Here is a 20,643-nt window from a genome sequence, read left to right as displayed (position 1 = left end):
TTTATTTCTTTTCTTTTAACGCTTTGTTCACTGCTTCAGTAACTTTATCTAAGTTTTCTTGAGGTGTACCCTTACCCCTAGTTGAGTTTTCAGTAGCTGATGCTAATTCATTCCACAATAGCTGTCCTTCAGTGATAACTGGTCTATGATTAGAGTTTGGCAAGATATCAACAAACTGCTTTAGAATCGGATTGTTGCTACGACCTAATTCTTCGTTAACAGCCGGTTGAACGGAGAAATCACCTTCAAGCTTGCTATAGTAAGCCATTGCACCTTCTGGACTACCAAAGTATTTCAAGAATTGCCATGCTGTCTCTACGTTTTTAGCACCCTTCGGAATGATTAATGCATGACCGCCGGACCATGTAGTGAAATCAGTTCCCGTTGGTGTTGGAATTGGTGTAACACCAAAGTTTAAGTCTGGTTTATATTTGTTAATGCCCGTTACTGTCCAGTTTCCATCAACTTTCATACTAAGCTGTCCGGAGATAAATGGATCTAAAGCATCACTTCCTGCGGCACTTTCAAATCCGGAAATATCTTCAACATTGTACTTTTTACCAAAGTCCGTCATCCACTGTAACGCTTCTACAATCTTAGGATCGTTTGCTGTAATTTCCCCAGTGTCCTTGTTGTAGAATTCTCCACCGAATGACCAGCCCCAGCTATAAAGCCATCCTTGGCTATACCATGGAATTAAACCAATTCTTTTAAAGCGCTTTCCTTCCTTGATCGTTAACTTTTCAGCTGCTTCTTCTAATTCAGCGATCGTTTTAGGTGGATTTTCAGGATCTAATCCAACTTCTTTAAAGTGATCTTTATTATAGTAAAGTAATCGCGCATCCGTCGAATATGGAATTGCAAATAACTTCCCATCATAATTGGCTTCTTGCCATGCATATGGATAATACCTATCTTCTGTAATACCATCTGCTTCAGCCATCTCCGTTAAATCCGTTAATGACCCTTGGGCTGCGTACGTACCTACTTTAAATCTATCAAATGTTGCTACATCAGGCGGGTTACCACCGGCTATTGATGTAAGAAGCTTTTGGTCAGCCCCTTCATTAGCCTCTGTATAAACCATTTTTACTTTAATATCCGGATGTGCTTTTTCAAAGCTCTCCACCAAAGCTTTCAATGCTTCTAATCCTATACCTGTACTACCGTGCCATAATGTAAATTCTTTTTGTCCACCTTCTGAACCTGAATTCTTTCCGCCAGAAGTCTTTTCCTTGGATGAGCATCCAGCCAGAAATAATGAAAACGTAAGAATCAAAATGACCGATAACTGGGCAAATCTTTTCACTTTTCGATTCATTTTCCTACCCCCTTTTTTTGATTGCACATCTTTCTAGCAAAATATGAATCTCTCTCGCACCCCCTGTAAAACGCTTTCAGTTTATGTAATTTTCTAAGCTGTTTATATTTTCAATATAGTTCACATAATATATTATGTTATATCAATATGTCAATTGCTTTTTTAAAAGGGGTGAAGAATCAGTTAATTCTTCACCCTTTTTCTTAGCGGTGCCGTAGATAAACCCTCAACGAGGTCAAAATCGAGCACCTCGGTCACGACTTCACTTGCACCGTTTATTTGGGCCATTAAAAGGTTAACCGCTTTTGCTCCCATTTCCTTTTCTCTTTGGGCAATATGTGTAAAAGTTGGTTTTCCATTGAAGGTCCTCGGTGAATCAAAACAAATAATTGAATAGTCTTCGGGAACACTCTTTTTCATTGACTGAATGACATAGGCAAGAATTTTCGCCAATGAGTGTTGACAAACAATAAAGGCCGTTACCTCGGGATTAAATCTAATAAATTGCTTCATCTCTTCAATCTCTTTATCTACCCCGGCACCTTGATTCATTTGATATGCAAGATCAGTGGCATTTACGAAAAAATTATGGGGATACAATTGCATATATTGTTGGGAGTGTGCAAGTTGATACCCTTTCATCCTATCTTCCAAAACGGTTGTCCCATCATAGGATGGAGTAATATAGGCAATATGCTGGTGACCGAGTGACATTAAATATTCCGTTGCTTCTTTAGCCGCCCGAGTATTATCAGTCGATATATAACTCGCTGGAATTCCGCGCAAATAACGGTCCAGGAGCACAATAGGGAAATTATTTAGCACTAACTCGAGGATTTTCGGATTATAGTGCTCCCCATGAATGGGAAGGATGATAATTCCATCTGCCCCGGCCTGCACTAACTCTTTTATCGCCCTCTTCTCTTTTTCTTTCTTCTCATACGTGAATTTGATCAGCAACTGTGCTTGATACCGGGCTGCATGTCCTTCAATCGCTTTGATTAAGTCTGCTCCATAATCATCCGTAAATCCAGAAATGACTAAGCCAATGAGCGGCAGCTTTTCCTCGCCTTCATTCTCCATATGGTCCATACTATGCGCAAAGCCTTCATAAGATTCGTTTACAAATGAACCTTTACCCTGCACTCGTTTGATCACATTTTCCTGAGCCAGTAAATCCAAAGCTTTTTTTGACGTAATTCTACTAACACTAAATTGCTCAGCAAGATCCTTTTCAGATGGAATTTTCCCCCCTTGCTTTAACTCACCTTGATTGATTTGCTCCAACACACTCTCATAAATCTGTTTATACAATGGCACATTCATATAAGCATCACCTTAATAGTTGTTATACTCACTATAACAACTATTGAGAAAATTACAAACCTTTTTTATTGAGCGTGTGGAGCCCACCTTTTCGGGGCGTGCCTCGGGACGTGCCTGTCACGCCCCGAAATATGTCGAATCAACATTCGACAAGTGACAGGCACGCCTCGGATTTTGTCGAATGATTTTCGGGCACACAAAAACCTCCGAAAGGAATCGGAGGTTTGGGGTTTTATGCTAATACTTTATCTTCTAAATATACAGCTTTACCTGTTTTAGCAGATTCATAGATTGCTTCCAAGATTTGTGTAACAACAAATGCTTGCTCAGGTTTTACAAGCGGCTCTGTATCATTAATGATACTTTCGATCCATAGACGTGCTTCCAAGTCAGCATCACTTTCAGCATTGCCGTCATAGAAAGCTACTCCGCCAGCACCTAAATCTACTTTTTGTGTATAAAGCTTACCAAATTCTTCACCATTGATACGTAGGCCATCTTTCATATCAGCTCCAGCTTCAGTTCCGCTCAGTGATACTTTTGCCTCATCCACTTCCAATGTATTCAGTGCCCAGCTTGATTCAAGCACAATCGTAGCACCGTTTTCCATAGTGATAAAGCCGAATGCCGAATCTTCAACTTTGAATTTTTCCGGATCCCAAGGGCCGAAAGCATTCGCTGCATCCTTTTTCTGTCCTAATTTATGATAAGTTGATCCCATTACTGCTTTAGGTTTGTAGTTATCCATCAACCATAAAGTTAAATCTAGCGCATGTGTACCGATATCGATTAGCGGGCCTCCACCTTGCTTCTCCTCATCAAGGAAAACTCCCCAAGTTGGAACTGCACGACGACGAATGGCATGTGCTTTTGCAAAATAAACTTCACCCAAATCACCGCGTTGAGCAAGTTTATGTAAGTGTAAGCTATCAGGTCTGAAACGATTGTTATAGCCAATTGTCAGTTTTTTGCCTGTACGTTTGGCTGCTTCAACCATTTGGCGAGCTTCTTCAGATGTTTTTGCCATTGGCTTTTCACACATTACGTGCTTGTCCGCTTCTAATGCTGCGATTGAAATTTCAGCATGTGAGCTGTTTGGAGTAAGAACGTGAACTACATCGATAGAAGCATCTTCTAATAGTTCTTTGTAATCTTCATATACTCTCGCTTCTGCTGTTCCATATTGTGCAGCAGCTTTTTCAGCCTTTTCAACTTCAATATCACAAAATGCTACCATTTCTACTTGTTTCAATTTTGCTAGACTTGGCATATGTTTACCGTTTGCAATACCGCCACAACCAACAATCGCAACTCTTAACGTCTCTGACATTTTAGCATCCCCTTTTTCATCCAACTTCGATATAAATTTAACCGTTTTCATCCAAATAGTCAACTGAATTATGTGAAAAGTTAATTCGGGAGGTGCCTGTCACTCCCCGAATTTTGTCGAAAAATATTTATTATTCCGCCCGAAAAAAAGAGAACAGATGAGGAATCCACAACCTTCTTTTGCGCCCCACCTTAATGATCCCTTGCAGTTAAGAATTTTTATTGAAGATTGACACGCTTCAATGTCATTGCTTCCCATATTGCTTCGTCCGGTATATGATCATCACCAGCTAAATCGGAAATCGTCCTAGCAAGCCGGAGAATTTTTATTTGCACTCGGTTACTCCAATGCTGATTAGCCGAAACACGAGTTAGCATTTTTTGTTGGTTTTCACTGACCGGACTTGCATCCATTAATTGCTCAAAAGAAACTTTCCAGTTACTAACTTCTTTTTGGTACCTTAAATATTGGCGATTCCGAGCCCGAGCTGTCCTTTTCCGGATTTCTGCAGAAGTTTCTCTGGGACCTTCCGGTAAGTCTAAGCTGATTTACTTCATAGAAAGTAGGATATCAACCCTATCATAAACAGGACCGGAAATTCGATTGCGATAATATTGAATTTGCTTTTTAGAACAGGTGCAATAATGGTTGGCCGAGCCGAGATACCCGCAAGGACAAGGATTCATAGCACCTATTAAAATAAAGCATGAGGGCTATGTTACTTTTGAATGAACGCGGCTAATCGTTACTTTTCCGTCTTCAAGCGGCTGTCTTAACATTTCAAGCGTCTATTTAGAGAATTCCGCCATTTCATCTAAAAATAATACCCCTTTATGGGCAAGCGATATTTCCCCTGGCTTCGGTTGAGAACCTCCTCCAATTAATGCAATGAAAGAAGCTGAATGATGAGGATTACGAAAAGGAGGTGTTTGATCAAGGAAATGCTGTTCTCCTGCTAATTGGTATAAGCTCATAACGTGAACCTCACCCACCAAATTAAAAATTTGGAAGGTGCTTCCCTTATCTTAAATACAGCACAAAATCAGCGGTTAAGCCACACTCGGTGACTCTAATGCTGAACGAAGGCTAATTAATGAAGACAAGGTCTGTCCTGTTCTTTTTGACAAATCAGGAACTTTTGCCTGAAGGGTCAACCATTTCTTTTCAGAGATGGATTTTTGGATGCCTCGAATAAAATATCGGGCTCCGATATTATAGGAAGCTAATAAATCTGCATGATATGCTTTGCCCGTTGTAAATACGGCAAGATCTTTTCTTGGACTTCTTTCCACCTTCCCAGAACCGTCGAATGCGAGAGCACTCGTATTACGGGCATTAATTCTAGATATTCGCATACCTACATAATGGGCCATTTCCGTCACTTTGTTCTGGATACCTTTTTTCCGCCAGTAATGGAGCTTAAAACGGAGTTTCTTTGCACCCCAATATCCCTTTGGCATTTTCATATGATCTAGGTATTCGAACACGATGACGTGGCAATCATTCTCTTTTGCGAATTTTACAATTTCGGAAGACGTGTGATGAACGATATGTTTTTGGATACCATTGATACGTCTCCAAAAATTAGGAGTAGACACCCAACCTGAAATGGATTGTACTTTGCGGAGTTTATTTGTCATTCGATACAACCGGTCTTTTTCCCTTGGCTGATTCATAAATTTTCTTGCCAAGACAGTGCCTTTTGCATCCAAGACAGAACAAACCGCCGAATTATTGATACCGAGATCGACCGCACACACTTTTTGTTTTGTTATTTTTACTTTGTTTAGTCTGACGTCACTTTCGTAGCCGAAATGAAGGAAATATTTCTTACCTACTTTGACCAACTTAGGATTGCTCTCTTTCCAATCCCACACATTGCGTTTATAAAGGTCTTGTTCTTTAAATTTGATTGATATCCACACCCAATCATTCTTGTGAAATGCTTTAATTTGGGCTGAAGAATCAGATCCTTTTTTAAACATATTCCCTTTATAAAACACAGGAAACTCTTTGTGCTCCAACTGCATTTTTGGGGATTTTTTCCTAAACCTCCTTTTTTCGGTAAGTGCCATGTCCCTTTTCTCTTCCCAATTTCTAAAGTTGGAACGGTAACTTTTCACTTTTCCAAAAGCAGAAGCGATTGCGCTCCGTCGGAAATAGGATGGGAATTTGTAAAAGCGCCTATTGTATTCATGATATTTTGGAAGGGGGTTGGATTTAGTGGTATGAATGAGTCTCTCGACGGCAGGGACGATTGTCTTCGTTGAAATGTCTTCGATCTGACCAAACTCTTTATCTATCACATTGATCATAAATGATAATGCTTCATTGTAAATGACTAATGTAGCATCGAAAATCCGACTATGATTGGTAATCTTGGATTTAAGCGCTTTTACCACTTTCATGACCAAACCCTCCTTCCAAAGCAATTTTATTTATGCTACCCTAAACGTTCCCTAGAATCCTTTACAGATGCATCCGGCAAACCGACAATGACCATGGAATGCGGACCACTGAAAGACTGTACTTCCACTTGGATTTTGTACTCCTCCAACCCTTTCAATCCAACTGATGAAACCTTCACAGTCAATAAAACAACCTCCCATTTTCTTCTTGATATCTATATAGTAGGAAAATAATTCTTAGGATGCGTAATTCAGAAGAAAAAACGAGGAAAAAGAAGAATATACAGAACATCAGTTCCACACTATTATACCTATTCCAATTATGATAATCAAATAATTCCTAAAATTAAATAAATAACTTTCGACAAAATTCGGCCGGTGACAGGCACGTGTCGAAGAGAAGTTTGACAAAAAAAGCCTGCGTTTCTCAGGATTAGAGAATGCAGACCATAAGGTTTTTAGTATGCGAGTGCTTGTTCTAAGTCGTCCCAGATGTCTTCCCATGCTTCGAGGCCGACGGAAAGTCTGACTAGATTGTCTGTGATGCCCATTTTCAGACGGGCTTCTTCAGGCACGATAGCATGGGTCATTGTTGCCGGGTGTTGGATGAGTGTCTCGGAATCTCCCAAACTAACAGCAATTTTAATCAAGCGGCATCTGTTTAAAAAAGCTTGCGCTTCTGCTTTCGTCCCATTAATTTCGAAACTGATCATTCCGCCTGATCGCATCATTTGACGCATCGCAAGGTCGTATTGTGGAAAATCTTCGTCGCCGGGGTAATAAATTTTACCCACCCGAGGATGTTCTTTCAATTTCTCTGCAATTTTTTCAGCATTGTCGCAATGGCGATCCAGTCTAATTGGAAGTGTCTTTAGTCCGCGAATTAATAGCCACGCATCAAATGGAGAGATAATTCCCCCGATATCTTTCAGTGTTGTCATCGCCAATTCGGCAAGTGCTTCCTTTCGGCCAGCGACAATTCCCGCAATCACATCACCATGTCCCCCAATATATTTCGTGGCACTGTGAATGACGTAATCACAGCCAAGCTCTATCGGCCGCTGCAAATAAGGTGAACAAAATGTATTATCAACGACAACTGGAATACCGTATTCTTTTGCTATTTTTGTAATCATTTCTAAATCAACAAGCTTCATCGTTGGATTAATAGGAGTTTCTATATAAATAACAGTAGTATTTTTACGAATGGCTTTTCTAATCGTTTCTTCCTCATCCATGAAAATCAATTCGTGATTAATATTGTGCTTATTCTTCATGAGCTGTAATAAACCGAATGTACAGCCGTAAATTCCTTCCGAGAATAAAATGTGATCGCCAGTTTTCGTCAGGTAAAAAAGAACGGCACTTACAGCCGCCATGCCCGATCCGAAAGCAAGCGCCGCTTCTGCATTTTCCAGCTCGGCTAGTTTTTCTTCAAGCACCTTCACTGTCGGGTTGCCAAGACGAGAATAAATATAACCTTCCGACTCACCAGCAAAGCGTTTTTCTCCTACCTCTGCCGTTGGAAAAGTGTATGTTGATGTTTGAAAAAGAGGTGGAACAAGACTGCCTTCATAGTTTAAAGAATGATAGCCGGAATGAATGACTTTCGTTTCAAAGCGATTTGGTCTTTTATCCAATGCACACCCTCCTCAAATTCACTGCTTAATTATATTTTATGACATTTACACCCTTTATGATAGTGCTTTCAAACAGGGGTACTTGTCGAATTCCCTATAACAAAAAAGGATCCAACCAATAGTCCATAGACTTTTTGGTCGAATCCTTTTAGTATTTTTCAGTCGAGAAAAACCGGGGCGTGACAGGCACATGGTGAATTATAAATCGCCTATTGTTACCATTTCATAGCCTTCAGCTTTTAAGTATTTTAATACGGGTTCCACCGCTTCCACAGTTGAAGGGTGAATGTCGTGCATTAAAATAATCGCTCCGTCCCTCACATTTTGCTTTACTGCTTGAAGGACAGCGTTGGGATTGCGGTATTTCCAATCCAACGTATCAATGGTCCACAGAATTTCCGTTTCGCCATGCTTGCTTGCAATCTCTTTAATAGATTCATTGGTAGAACCGTATGGTGGTCTGAAAAAACTCGGAGCTTCTCCGGTCGCTTGTTCAATAATTTTTTGTGTAGAGCTTATTTGTTCTTCTACCTGTTTTACAGATAATTTCCGGAAATCGGGGTGATCCCATGAATGTGAGGCAATTTCATGACCTTGAGAATAAACTTCCTTTGTTATTTCTGGATAAGCCTCGACTTCTCTACCCAATTGAAAGAATGTTGCTTTTGCATCATATCTTTTCAAAATTTCTAGTATTTTCTGTGTATTAACCGGATGCGGTCCATCATCGAAAGTAAGTGCTACACGCTTCCCTACATATTTTACATCTTTTTTACTAGCATTCTTGTTTTCTTGACGTGATGTGGATGATTTTTTTGAAGTTTTAGAGGGAACTTTTTCTTGCAAGTCCTGCCCATTCTCACTGCTATCCATATCTTGAGCTTCTTTTTCAGGTGCAACCATTTCTTCTTGAGGCACACTTGCCTCCACAATTTCCTTTGTTTGGTCAGCCACCTCATTGATTCCAAAAGCTTGTTGGCTGTATGGTCCGTGTACTTGATTAAAAACCGGATAATTGACACTCGGTAAATTGAATAATGGAGGAATCTCTTTCGAAAAAACGGAACTTGCATATTCCAATTCTTTCTCGGAATAATTTCGCTTTTCATCCAAGGATAGCGCCACTTTATCATTTAAAGCAACCAGTCCAAATGCGGAAAGATTAACTGCTACATGCTTCGTTTCGTTTTTTGCAAAATTCGTGACCATTTCAACAGCTTCATTTTTAGATAGCTCATTAAGTTCTGAATTTGCGAGGATCGGCTGTCCATTTGCTTTTGCTTTATACATATTTATCCCATTGCTGCAGCTTACCAAGACAGCCAAAAGGCATAAAACAATGAAACTTCCAATTAATATTTTCTTCTTCACCATACCCTTTTCTTCTTTCTTTGTATATTTAGTGGACCTATTTAGACCTATGATATTAGTAGCTATTAATAGTATACATTATTAATAGGCAAAATGTGACAGTTATTTTATTATTTAGTGATATTCCTGAAAAAAATTAAAAAGTGTTTTTAATCAAGCTAAAAAATCCATTACGTGCACCCTACGAGCCAGTAAAATTGCCACAAGTAAAAAACTAAAAGGCCTGCCGCATTTTATTGCGACAAGCCTGCTAGGCATTGGTTTTCGACAAAATTCGGGTGGTGACAGGCACCTGTCGAATTTTCTTTATTTGAGTTCTCTGGTGATGTATTGGGCGCTTACCCAGCCGGTTTTTCCGTTGGACAGTTTGATTTGATACCATTTTTTTGTTTTGTCCATCGTTAGGGTGCCATCTTTTTTCAAGATTAATTGGACGTATTGATTAAGTCCTAGTTTAGCCAATGATTTAGAGGTGGTGTTTGGCTCTTGTCTAATATTCAATAAGTCTTCATTTACTCTTCCGAGATTTTGCACAGAAACATATTTTGTATATTCGTGGAACTTAATATCATTTGTCCAATATACTTTACTACCAATCTTCAATTTCACCCAGTAGTCATTTGTTTTTTCAAGCAAGGTGAATTTTGTGCCTTTTTTCATTTTCGGTGAATTTTTCGTGATTTTTCCCTTTTGTCCATATTTAATTTCCGTCTTAGCGATAGCCACAATATCCTTCGGGAACAGATCACTTCCGGCCGGTACACTTGGTTGAGCAGGAACACCTGTATGAACCGCCGCCTTATTGTAATGGGATTTATTAAAAGGAAGCATCTTTTCCATATGACTTGCGATCTTTTGTCCCCAATCCGGATCAGTCGCATAGTAAAAATTCATTCCCTCACTGAGCGCATCAACCCTCGCATTACCTGAAGTTTTAGTACTAAATCCGAGATAAGCCCCATGATATTTCCAGTTGTTAGGATTCAGATAAGTTGATTTCATTTCTCGCGCAATATAATCAATGCTCGAATTGATATTCGAAAAACGGTAGGCGCCAATATATGGCGTTGCATCATACGCCCCAAACCCGAATAAATTTAATTTTCCTAATGAAATTTGCGAAGTCCCAAAGGCACTTTCGTGGATGGCATGAGCCGCCAAATATAGGGCATTTACCCCACGCTTTTTACCAACCTCAATAAATTCTTTTCCTTTCCCGGTTAACACACTTCTTTTCCCGGTCGCTTTTACATAATTAGCGATATATTGATCAATTTGGGCTGCAGTTACAGGCGATTGTGTTCGCAAATCAATAAATTGATAGCCAGATCGATTGTTCATTGGATCACCCGTGATTACCTCCTCCCCCAAAACATATCCTGTTTTCCCGTTAACAACGACCTTGTACCAACCATTAGCCGATTTATGAGTTGGAAAAACAAAAACATCCTTTGGAATTGTTGTTAAAGAAGGTGCGGCTACATCCGCTGTTTTTCTAACATTTATATCCGTGACGACGATCATTGTATCCTTAGCTAATTTTTCTTCGGTCATCTTTTTATCCGTTGAAACCGCCTGTTTAGTAAAATCAGCTATTTGAATATAACCAGAGTTCCCGTTAAACGAGACTTTATACCAATAATTTACGCGCTGTTTGGATGAAACAATCGTTCCTTTTGGGATTTTCAATAGATTTTTATAGGCATTTCCGTGGGATGCATATAAACTAGTATCCTTTTTCGCTTTATATGTAGTCTGTGAGAAGCTTTTCAATGTATCTTTTGACACATCTCCACTGTTTACATACAAGTTTTTTCCATTAAAAGATACTCTATACCATGTTTGACCTAGGCTATTAACTGCTTTCTGCGTGGAATATAAAACATTTCCGATCGAAACCTTACTTACTGCGTTTTTCTTCGTATCAGCGGACGTGTAAAGGTTGGCGGTCTTTTTTGTTAAAAAATAAGTGCCACCTGTGTTCGTATATGTATAGTATTCTTTCAAATACTTTCCGCTTACCCAGCCAGTTTTCGTTACATTTTTCCCTTTTGATTGATATGTATAGGAGACTTTATATGTATTTCCCGTTTTCTCTGTTGAAGTGACCTTTTTTCCCTTTGGAATCATAAGGACGATCCGATCCTTTGCTCCAGCGCCGCTTCTCATATTCAAATTCGCTGTCGTTTGAAAAGATGTTTTCGCAAACTTATTAATGCTTGTCTTTTTGACAGGAGCACTAAATTTCAAATATTTAGTAGAAACATAGGCCTTTTTACTTTTAAAACGAATTTCAGACCAACCGGATTTTGACTTTGAATAGACAGTCACTTTTGCACCCTTTTTCAAAGTGCCCACCTTTTTGGAATTGGATAATGCCTTCTCCCTAACATTCAAAGCACTGCTGACATTAACAATCGCAGTTTCAGTTGTTGCCGCTTCTATTGATGCAGAATGAGGTATAACAATACCAATCATGAGTGCAATCGCAATAAAAAACCTTAAAAAACGCCCCAATGGAAAAATCCCCCAATCTAGTATGATTCAACTAATAGTATCAAAGAATCATAAAATGGTAAATAATGACTCTGTCGACAAATTTCGGGTGGTGCCTGTCACTTGTCGAAACGACTTGTCGAATAAAAAAATGAATGATCGAAAAATGGGGGTTGCATTTTTTTGTGCTTGGTGTATAATTCAGTTTAATGTCAGACAATTACATAAGTTTTTCCAAAAGACGATGATGAGAAAAAGTAGGGTTGGTTATTTTTCCGCAGAGAGCTTCGGTAGCTGAAAAGAAGCAAAAATAATGATCTGAACAATGGCCTCGGAGTCTCGTGCTGAAAGTTTTCTAAAAATGAGTAGGACACGACGAGAATTGGTACTCGTTATCAAAACCACAGTATAAACAGAGATGGTCTTTTCAATCTCTCGTACTTGCGGAGGCTGTTTTGTGTGAGCAAACAGCAAATTAAGGTGGTACCACGTGAATTCAACCACGTCCTTATCGTAATAGATAAGGGCGTGGTTTTTTGTTTGTCCAAAAGGAGGAATGCTCGTTTTTTCATCAATTTTTCAAGCATTGAGAATTCAGATTTAACCTAACATATATGAGTGGAGGAGATTAATAATGACGAGAAGAAATGTAGTTTTACAGACGGATTTTGGAACAAGTGATGGTGCAGTGAGCGCTATGTATGGAGTGGCCATTTCAGTGGAGCCGACACTTCGCATTTTTGATCTAACCCACGATATCCCACAGTACAATATTTGGGAAGCATCGTATCGCTTATACCAAACGATTTCATATTGGCCGGAAGAAACGGTGTTTGTCTCGGTTGTTGACCCGGGCGTAGGCACGGAACGCCGCAGCATCGCTGTCAAAACGGCTGAAAACCAATATATCATTACACCTGACAATGGTACGCTTACACATATTAAAGCTGAAATCGGAATCGTTGAGGCAAGAATCATCGATGAAACGGTGAATCGCCTGCCGCATTCCGGCGAATCTTACACTTTCCATGGTCGTGACGTTTATGCTTACACTGCTGCAAGACTTGCTTCTGGTGTCATTACATTTGAAGAAGTCGGGCCGGAAGTTTCAGTAGATTCAGTTATTCAATTGCAAAAATTAGAACCAAAAATCGAGGAAGGTTCCATTTCAGGAAATATTGATATTCTCGACATCCGCTTTGGCAATCTTTGGACTAATATTGACCGGACGCTTTTCAAAGAATTAAACGTTGAATACGGCGACTCTTTTGAAGTCACCATTCAAAATGACACGCGCCAAGTGTATAAAAATATCATGACCTACGGGCGCTCATTCGCTGACAGCCATTTAGGGGAACCACTCCTTTTCGTCAATTCCCTCGATAAACTGGGAGTTGCCATCAACCAAGGCTCGTTCGCGAAAGCATATCATATCGAAACTGGATCAAAGTGGAAAATTTCCATCCGCAAAGTCCCGAAAATCAGCTATAATTAATCTGAAATTAAAATATTATAAATATATAAACATTTTAGGGGGAGATTTGTATGAAGGGGAATGGTTTATCTATTAAAACGATCGTTGCAATCGGAATTGGGTCTGCCGTCTTTGTTATCTTAGGCAGATTCGCTTCCATCCCAACCGGCATTCCGAACACGGAAATTCAATCAGCCTATGCATTTTTAGCGTTAATGGCGATTGTTTTCGGACCTGTCGCAGGTGGACTGATTGGATTAATTGGCCACGCATTAAAGGATGCGATCTTTTATGGCGGGGTTTGGTGGAGCTGGGTTCTCGTTTCAATGATCGTCGGATTCTTAATTGGCCTGATTGCCAAGAAAATCAATATCGAAGCTGGCGTATTTGGTAGCAAACAAATTATTTCATTTAATATTACGCAAATTATTGCTCAAGTTATCGGTTGGGGACTCATTGCACCAACACTGGACATTCTTATTTATGCCGAACCAGCAAACAAAGTGTATACACAAGGAATCGTTGCAGGTCTTTCCAACATCGTAACGGTTGGCGTCCTTGGTACATTGCTGCTGATTGCCTATGCAAAAACACGGGTTCAAAGCGGAAGTCTGAAAGCCGAATAAAATATACAAACCATAATCTTAATAGTAGAATAATCATGGGAAAAAGCTGGAGAGATAAAGCTCCAGCTTGGTTTTTGTATAAAAAGAGGGAAATGTAGTATTGAGGAGATCAAGATGAAAAAGCCTGTTATTCAATTTCAAAATTTCAGCTTCAAATATCATAGCCAAGTCGAACCTACTCTTCATGACATTAACTTAACCATTTATGAAGGGGAAAAGGTGCTCATTGTTGGTCCTTCCGGCTCTGGAAAAAGTACGATTGGTCATTGTTTGAATGGTCTCGTCCCCTTCTCTTATAAAGGTGACATTACTGGGCATTTATCGATCATGGGACAGGAAGCGAAAAATCTAGACATTTTTTCAATATCAAAAATGGTCGGCACGGTTTTACAGGATCCTGATGGGCAATTTATCGGCCTAACTGTTGGCGAAGATATTGCCTTTGCCCTTGAAAATGATTGCCGACCGCAAGAAGACATGTTTTCGATTGTAAAAGAAGTTTCAAGCTTAGTAGATATGGACGCCTATTTGCATTCTTCCCTTCACCAATTGTCTGGAGGACAAAAGCAGCGCGTGTCTCTTGGAGGCGTCATGGTCGATGATGTCGATATTTTACTTTTCGATGAGCCGCTTGCAAATCTTGACCCAGCAACAGGAAAACATGCGATCGAACTAATTGACCGCATTCAAAAGGAAACGGATACAACCGTTGTAATGATAGAACATCGACTCGAGGATGTCCTCGAATGTCACATCGACCGCATCATCGTCGTGAATGACGGACGAATCGTAGCCGATCTATCCCCGGATGAACTACTTTCTTCTTCTATTTTAGAGGAATGCAATATTCGCGAACCATTATACGTAAAAGCAGCAAAATACGCGGGCTGCGAAGTGACTGCTGATACGAAACCTTCGCATATTGACACGTTTGAAATAAACAAAGACAAGCTAAAAACATGGTTTCAAGCTGCAGATCCGCCTGCTCCCAAAGTGAAATCTTCACCAATATTAGAGCTGGACAATATTTATTTTAGCTATGGGACGGGGAAAAATACGGTTCAAAATATGTCTTTTTCTATTAATAAAGGTGAGATGGTCAGTATTGCCGGGAAAAACGGCGCAGGAAAATCAACACTCGCAAGCCTTATATGTGGATTTGTGAAGCCAAATGCAGGCCGGATTCTTTTTAATGGAAAAGAGATTACGCATGATACGATTAAAGAGCGGGCGGAACGAATCGGACTCGTCATGCAAAATCCAAACCAAATGATTTCTAAGCATATGATTTTTGATGAAGTCGCACTCGGGCTTGTCATGCGCGGAGTTCCAGAAGCGGAAATAAAAGAACGCGTTGAAAAAACACTGCGAATTTGCGGCCTTTATCCATTTAGAAACTGGCCCATTTCCGCCTTAAGCTTCGGGCAAAAGAAACGCGTAACGATTGCTTCTATATTAGTACTTGAACCGGAGCTCATTATTTTAGATGAACCAACGGCAGGACAAGATTTTAAACACTATACAGAAATCATGGAGTTTTTGGCTGAGTTAAACGAACAAGGAATCACGATTTTAATGATCACGCATGACATGCATTTAATGCTGGAGTATACGCCGCGTGCGATTGTGATTGCGGATGGGGAAAAAATTGCTGACGAAACGGCTGCAAATATTCTTACAAACCGAGACGTGATCGAAAAAGCGAATTTGAAGGAAACTTCCTTATTTGACCTAGCAGTGAAGGCAGGGATCGATGAGCCGAGGGAATTCGTTGGTCGGTTTATCGACTTCGATAAGGAGGTCAGAAAAACATGGCAGTAGAAATGCTCGCATATATTAAACGCAATTCCCCTATTCATCAACTAACTGGAGTGACAAAGCTGCTTTGCTTCATTATGTGGTCAACTGCTGCGATGCTTACATACGATACTCGCATACTTCTACTTTTGTTGGCGGCAAGCATAGCGATTTTTATTGGATCCCAAATAAAAATTCGCGAAGTTTCTTTCGTCCTGATTTTCATTTTAGCCTTTTTACTGCTCAATAATATCGCCATCTATCTTTTTTCACCTCAAGAAGGTGTAAAAATTTACGGGACAAGCCATGTGTTGTTTGAAATCGCTGGACGATATAATGTCACACTGGAACAGCTATTTTACCAGTTTAATATTACGATAAAATATTTCACGATTATTCCAGCAGCCATATTGTTCATCGTCACCACTCATCCGAGCGAATTCGCGGCATCGCTTAACCGAATCGGTGTCAGTTATAAAATTTCCTATTCTGTGGCGCTAGCCTTGCGCTATATTCCTGACATCCAGCGTGACTTTCGCAACATCGCCATCTCCCAACAAGCTCGCGGGATTGATATGTCGAATAAGGAGAAGCTGCCAAAACGTTTAAAAAACGCCGCTTCGATCATTGTTCCGTTGATTCTCTCAAGCCTAGACCGAATCGAAATCATCAGCAACGCCATGGAACTGCGCGGCTTCGGAAAAAACCAAAAGCGGACATGGTACAGTGCCCGACCGTTTAAGAGGAAAGATTACATCGCTTTAGTACTCGTTACTATAGCTTTTATCTTAACCTTAATTATCACATTTCATGATGGCAATCGATTCTATAACCCATTCTAAAAATCGGGGGGTGACAGGCACGCCCCGGTTTTTGTCGAATTTCCACGTCAAGCCATTAAAATAATCTCATCTGCTCTGAAGCTTGTTCTCCATCACCGGTTACATAGCCCATCGACTTGTATCCGGTTAAACGTTTCTCATACATCGTCTTTAAAACAGGGACTTTTTCGTCTACGTAATCGTATACTTGAACTTCTTGCTTGCTATTGTAATCACGATGAAGACGACCGACATATTGCTGCAATGTACCTTTCCATGAAATAGGCATTGTTAAAAATAATGTGTCGAGGCGGGCATCGTCGAATCCTTCTCCAATGTATTTTCCAATTGCAATAACAAGTCGTTCTTCATTATCAGGAATTGTAGTTAACCTTTCAAGTTCTTTTTTCTGATCTTTTTTCTTCATGTTTCCAGCTAAAACCACGATATTCTTGGCAAATCCTTGAAACTTGGCTTTTAATATTTCTAAATGTTCCAGCCGCTCTGTTAGAATAATTGGGGATCGCCCTTCTTCCAATGCTTTAAGTACGTCGTCAAAAATTTGATTATTCCTCTTTGAATCCAAAGTAAGTTCCTCATAAATCTCATGAAATTCAATTTTCTTCGTACTAAAATTGGTTTTTCTCTTTATTAATCGATGACCAAACGGGCGAATCTTAGCCTGTGCCTTTGCATCGATTTTATAGCGGATAGGCCCGCATTGCATTGTAATAATAGGATGCATGCCATCTTTACGTTTCGGCGTAGCTGTCAATCCCAATACATATTTTGGGCGTATTTGTTTTAATACACTTTCAAAAGTAATGGCTGAAATAATATGACACTCATCCACGATGATTTGCCCATATTGGGTGATAAACGATTTTAACTGACCGCCATAATTCAAACTCTGAATTGTAACGACATCAATTTTTCCAGTGATTTTACTTTTCCCACCACCAATTTGTCCAATTTCGTTTTCTGGTATCTTTAAAAATGCCGCAAGCCGCTCTACCCATTGCTTCATTAATTGAGTACGATGCACAATGATGAGTGTATTTACCTTTCGTTCAGCTATAATCGAAGTGGCAACAACTGTTTTACCAAAGCCAGTAGTCGCAGAAAGCGTACCCTGGTCCTCTTTCAGCAATGTTTTTACGACGTCATCTTGCTGTGTCGATAATGTCCCATGGAACTCCGAATCAATGATTTCCCCATCATAACAATCATCTGAAATATCTACATGGATCGATTGCTTCTTTAAAAAATCCAGTAACTCTTGTAAACAACCCCGTGGAAGAATCAATTCTTCTTGTTCATCACTGGCACACTGGATCGTTCTCGGGATTCCATAGGTAGAAAATCTTTTTGCTTGAGCTTTGTAAAACTCCGGATTGTTAAATGAGGCGATGTCCGCCATTTTTAATAATAAAGAAGAAGGGATTCCATTCTTCTTAATATGAATTCCATTTTTCAATTGAATTCTGATTTTTTTCGGCATCACTTCATAGATGTTTTCATAAATCATCTCTTGATCATTAGATTGGATTACTTTATGAATATCTTGTTCTGTCATTTTTTGAACAGAAGATAAATACATCCATTGGTCCGGATAAGGATTGAATTGTTCATCAACAAATACACTATTTCCGTTTTGAGCAGGAATCTTTTGAAGTGGCAGAGCAATAAGATTCCCGAAACCTCCCTCTGGCAATGTATCTTGATTAGGGAGCAGACGATCAAATGATTCCAAGCGAAACCCTTCATTTTTTTCTTTTGTTTTCCTTAAAAGGACCATCCCTAATTTCCGAGCAGTCCTTGCTAAAACAGCTGAAGAAAAGAAAATCCATATATGTGCCCCATTACCAGACCTAGATCTTTCTATATGATAAGGGACATTTAACTTATTACAAGTTTCCGAGAAAATTAAAACATCAGCCTGCCATTGGTTTTTATCAAAATCAACCGCCAAAAACCAGCACGTATTTTCCTTCAGTAATGGATATATACCTATTGTCTTTTTGCCACTCATATGTTCAATAAACACTTGATCCGTGAGCGGTAACAACTTACGATGCTGACACTGGCTACATTTAATGAGCGGTTTTTGACAAATCGGCTTTTGCCATTCGTGTACACAAGCAGGTGTATATCCATTACTTCCACTGTTGGATTCCCACCTTAATGCATAGACATCCGAACGTCCTTTAAATAAACTTTTTAAAAGCTGTATTTTCTCATTTAAAGGAGACTTTTTGGTTAGTATTTTCCCAGAGTCAGTGGTTCCGTGATTATTCATCATCTTTGCTAATAATTGTTTCAGATAATGGTTTTCCTTTAGCAGTTGTTCATATTCTTTCATAATTTATCCCTCTAACTGGATTTATGTATAATATCATTATATCCAATTGGTTTAGGAAAATATCAAAAGAAAGATGGTGGTATAATGAAACTAAAGGTGACAGATTTAAAAACAGTTGAAATCATACGAACAAAAAGAACTCATTCAATTAATTGCTGATCTTTACAAGAAAAATAAGGACGTGCAATCCTATTTATCTGTTCGATTTCTTGGAGAAGAAGCTGCGAAGGAACTGTTTGAACAGGCAAAGAAAAATATTGCAAATGAATTTTTCCCGGAGAGAGGATTTGGCAAATTACAACTTAATATAGCAAAAAAAGCTATTTCCGACTTCAAAAAACTTACAGAAGATGGATTAAGAACAACGGATTTAATGCTTTATTACGTCGAACAAGGTGTTAAATTCACATCTATTTACGGCGATATTAACGAGAGCTTTTATCTAAGTATGGCAACAATGTACGAAAAGGTGATAATTATTTGTGATGAAGAGGAGGAGTATTATCAAATTTTTGCAGATAGATTAAGAGCTGTGGTAACAGACACTAGTGATGTGGGCTGGGGATTCCATGACCAATTAGCTTATTTGTATAGCTCAATACAGCACCTGGAGGATGAGGAGGAATAAATATAGATAGATAAAGGGATTGGTGCATATGGTTCCACAAAATAAGGGCTAAAAATCCCTTTATCAGCTTTTTTCAACTTTTTAATTCGCAATTACTGTCTTGTCAAAGCTTTTTTCTTAAATGGTCTATTTCTTCACGGCTAAGATTCGTAATTCTTATGATTAAGTCAATGGTTAATCCCTCTCTTAGCATTTCTAGTGCAATCTTCCTTTTTTCCTCTGTTTTTCCTTTTTGAAGTCCTTCCTGTAGTCCCTTTTCCTTCCACGAATTCGGCAGTTTCGATATGAAGTCCGCTTCATCCCTATCCAATTGTTTAATTTCTTTCATCAGCTGTAGCTCCTCTCTTTCGTTTAATCTTAAATACATTTCAAAGAAGCCATTGATCAGTTCTGCTTTAGCCGGATCAATTTCCATCTTAAATAACATCCGCATAAATTCAATTTTCACTTGAACCTTTTCTTTATCTGTATACCCCATTTTACTCAGTAATGCAGCCGCGACTGGGTTATTGGAATGAATATAATCTCTCCAATTCATTTTTCTTAACTCAAGCATAAGGAACTGAAAAGTAAATACATGAAAAAAAGGAAATTCAATTGTAAACTCATTACTTTCATAACGATTTTCGTCATAACTGAAAATCGCAATAGGCAAAATTGGTTTACGGTACTTATTATAAAGCAAGCTAAAATAATGATACATTCGCTCATGAAAACTGGGTTGACTATAGCTCTGCGGTTCAACATGAATAATAATCACCGTGTCTTGTCCTTTTAATTTCGTTTCAATGATAATATCGGCTCTCCGACTTTCACCTTCAAGAAGATCAGTAAACATTTCTTCAGATAAGGGTTTTATTGAAGTAAAATCAATGTGTTCGTGAACCTCTGGAAAAAACACTTCTAAAAACTCTGCAAAAAACGTGTGAATAAGCTGCTTAAATAACTGATCATGATGGATATACTGGGTGGAGTCTTCACGTACGAACATAGTTAATGACATTTTAACACACCCTTTAGGGGATTATGAGGATATATCGAGG

The 20,643-nt window shown here is 39.2% G+C and carries 16 protein-coding genes, 1 pseudogene and 1 other annotated feature; of the genes and pseudogenes, 5 read left to right on the top strand and 12 right to left on the bottom strand.

Annotated features, from left to right (window positions below):
• Position 1 precedes the first annotated feature (1 nt).
• The 10 genes and pseudogenes from KHA88_RS12370 to KHA88_RS12330 form a co-directional block, all read right to left on the bottom strand.
• Entirely contained in the window at positions 2-1,321 is a 1,320-nt protein-coding gene (locus KHA88_RS12370) for an ABC transporter substrate-binding protein (RefSeq protein ID WP_213098310.1), read from the bottom strand.
• Between the two features lie 183 nt (positions 1,322-1,504).
• Complete coding sequence (locus KHA88_RS12365) at positions 1,505-2,647, bottom strand: GntR family transcriptional regulator (protein ID WP_213122096.1); 1,143 nt, start codon at positions 2,645-2,647, stop codon at positions 1,505-1,507.
• A gap of 232 nt (positions 2,648-2,879) precedes the next feature.
• Positions 2,880-3,977, bottom strand: coding sequence for a Gfo/Idh/MocA family protein (locus tag KHA88_RS12360; RefSeq protein WP_213122095.1), 1,098 nt, complete (start codon positions 3,975-3,977; stop codon positions 2,880-2,882).
• Positions 3,978-4,195: 218 nt separating this feature from the next.
• Entirely contained in the window at positions 4,196-4,525 is a 330-nt protein-coding gene (locus KHA88_RS21460; protein ID WP_430413713.1) for a magnesium chelatase subunit ChlI family protein, read from the bottom strand.
• Positions 4,526-4,951, bottom strand: a pseudogene (locus KHA88_RS21455) (ATP-binding protein).
• 75 nt (positions 4,952-5,026) lie between these two features.
• Complete coding sequence (locus tag KHA88_RS12350; protein WP_213122094.1) at positions 5,027-6,385, bottom strand: IS200/IS605 family accessory protein TnpB-related protein; 1,359 nt, start codon at positions 6,383-6,385, stop codon at positions 5,027-5,029.
• Positions 6,386-6,420: 35 nt separating this feature from the next.
• Positions 6,421-6,570 carry a hypothetical protein gene (locus tag KHA88_RS12345; protein WP_213122093.1) on the bottom strand — a complete coding sequence of 50 codons (150 nt, stop codon included), beginning with the start codon at positions 6,568-6,570 and terminating at the stop codon, positions 6,421-6,423.
• 273 nt (positions 6,571-6,843) lie between these two features.
• Positions 6,844-8,025 (bottom strand): methionine gamma-lyase, encoded by a 1,182-nt coding sequence (gene megL / locus KHA88_RS12340; RefSeq protein WP_213122092.1) that lies wholly within the window; start codon positions 8,023-8,025, stop codon positions 6,844-6,846.
• A 198-nt stretch (positions 8,026-8,223) separates the two neighbouring features.
• Positions 8,224-9,399 (bottom strand): polysaccharide deacetylase family protein, encoded by a 1,176-nt coding sequence (locus KHA88_RS12335; RefSeq protein ID WP_213122091.1) that lies wholly within the window; start codon positions 9,397-9,399, stop codon positions 8,224-8,226.
• A gap of 303 nt (positions 9,400-9,702) precedes the next feature.
• The gene (locus KHA88_RS12330; protein WP_213122090.1) at positions 9,703-11,913 is read right to left on the bottom strand and encodes an SH3 domain-containing protein; all 2,211 of its coding nucleotides are present in this window, start codon (positions 11,911-11,913) and stop codon (positions 9,703-9,705) included.
• Positions 11,914-12,127: 214 nt separating this feature from the next.
• Positions 12,128-12,405, top strand: a binding site (T-box leader).
• Between the two features lie 121 nt (positions 12,406-12,526).
• On the opposite strand from KHA88_RS12330, the gene KHA88_RS12325 reads away from it, so the two are divergent.
• The 4 genes from KHA88_RS12325 (at position 12,527) to KHA88_RS12310 (ending at position 16,631) form a co-directional block, all read left to right on the top strand.
• Positions 12,527-13,387, top strand: a complete 861-nt coding sequence (locus tag KHA88_RS12325) for an SAM hydrolase/SAM-dependent halogenase family protein (protein ID WP_213122089.1) — start codon at positions 12,527-12,529, stop codon at positions 13,385-13,387.
• 50 nt (positions 13,388-13,437) lie between these two features.
• Positions 13,438-13,992, top strand: a complete 555-nt coding sequence (locus KHA88_RS12320) for an ECF-type riboflavin transporter substrate-binding protein (protein ID WP_213098318.1) — start codon at positions 13,438-13,440, stop codon at positions 13,990-13,992.
• Between the two features lie 114 nt (positions 13,993-14,106).
• Positions 14,107-15,813, top strand: coding sequence for an ABC transporter ATP-binding protein (locus KHA88_RS12315; RefSeq protein WP_213122088.1), 1,707 nt, complete (start codon positions 14,107-14,109; stop codon positions 15,811-15,813).
• Positions 15,804-16,631, top strand: coding sequence for an energy-coupling factor transporter transmembrane component T family protein (locus tag KHA88_RS12310; protein WP_213122087.1), 828 nt, complete (start codon positions 15,804-15,806; stop codon positions 16,629-16,631). Before KHA88_RS12315 ends, KHA88_RS12310 begins: the two co-directional genes overlap by 10 nt.
• A gap of 55 nt (positions 16,632-16,686) precedes the next feature.
• Here the strand turns inward: KHA88_RS12310 and KHA88_RS12305 are convergent, their stop codons facing one another.
• Positions 16,687-18,972, bottom strand: a complete 2,286-nt coding sequence (locus KHA88_RS12305; RefSeq protein ID WP_213122086.1) for a TOTE conflict system archaeo-eukaryotic primase domain-containing protein — start codon at positions 18,970-18,972, stop codon at positions 16,687-16,689.
• A gap of 115 nt (positions 18,973-19,087) precedes the next feature.
• Between KHA88_RS12305 and KHA88_RS12300 the strand changes: the two genes are divergently transcribed.
• Entirely contained in the window at positions 19,088-19,600 is a 513-nt protein-coding gene (locus KHA88_RS12300; protein ID WP_249313085.1) for a DUF6155 family protein, read from the top strand.
• A 103-nt stretch (positions 19,601-19,703) separates the two neighbouring features.
• Here KHA88_RS12300 and KHA88_RS12295 read toward each other — a convergent pair whose 3' ends face one another.
• Positions 19,704-20,603, bottom strand: coding sequence for an RpnC/YadD family protein (locus KHA88_RS12295; RefSeq protein ID WP_213122085.1), 900 nt, complete (start codon positions 20,601-20,603; stop codon positions 19,704-19,706).
• Positions 20,604-20,643: the final 40 nt, after the last annotated feature.

The sequence above is a fragment of the Lederbergia citrea genome, assembly GCF_018343525.1.
Lineage (GTDB): Bacteria > Bacillota > Bacilli > Bacillales > Bacillaceae_C > Lederbergia > Lederbergia citrea.
This window is presented reverse-complemented; position numbering and strand designations above follow the sequence as displayed.

Excerpts from the sequence above, each read along its gene's own strand:
- KHA88_RS12370 (WP_213098310.1), bottom strand. The coding sequence starts at position 1,321 with ATGAATCGAAAAGTGAAAAGATTTGCCCAGTTATCGGTCATTTTGATT.
- KHA88_RS12365 (WP_213122096.1), bottom strand. The coding sequence starts at position 2,647 with ATGAATGTGCCATTGTATAAACAGATTTATGAGAGTGTGTTGGAGCAA.
- KHA88_RS12360 (WP_213122095.1), bottom strand. The coding sequence starts at position 3,977 with ATGTCAGAGACGTTAAGAGTTGCGATTGTTGGTTGTGGCGGTATTGCA.
- KHA88_RS12350 (WP_213122094.1), bottom strand. The coding sequence starts at position 6,385 with ATGAAAGTGGTAAAAGCGCTTAAATCCAAGATTACCAATCATAGTCGG.
- KHA88_RS12335 (WP_213122091.1), bottom strand. The coding sequence starts at position 9,399 with ATGGTGAAGAAGAAAATATTAATTGGAAGTTTCATTGTTTTATGCCTT.
- KHA88_RS12325 (WP_213122089.1), top strand. The coding sequence starts at position 12,527 with ATGACGAGAAGAAATGTAGTTTTACAGACGGATTTTGGAACAAGTGAT.
- KHA88_RS12320 (WP_213098318.1), top strand. The coding sequence starts at position 13,438 with ATGAAGGGGAATGGTTTATCTATTAAAACGATCGTTGCAATCGGAATT.
- KHA88_RS12315 (WP_213122088.1), top strand. The coding sequence starts at position 14,107 with ATGAAAAAGCCTGTTATTCAATTTCAAAATTTCAGCTTCAAATATCAT.
- KHA88_RS12310 (WP_213122087.1), top strand. The coding sequence starts at position 15,804 with ATGGCAGTAGAAATGCTCGCATATATTAAACGCAATTCCCCTATTCAT.
- KHA88_RS12305 (WP_213122086.1), bottom strand. The coding sequence starts at position 18,972 with ATGAAAGAATATGAACAACTGCTAAAGGAAAACCATTATCTGAAACAA.
- KHA88_RS12295 (WP_213122085.1), bottom strand. The coding sequence starts at position 20,603 with ATGTCATTAACTATGTTCGTACGTGAAGACTCCACCCAGTATATCCAT.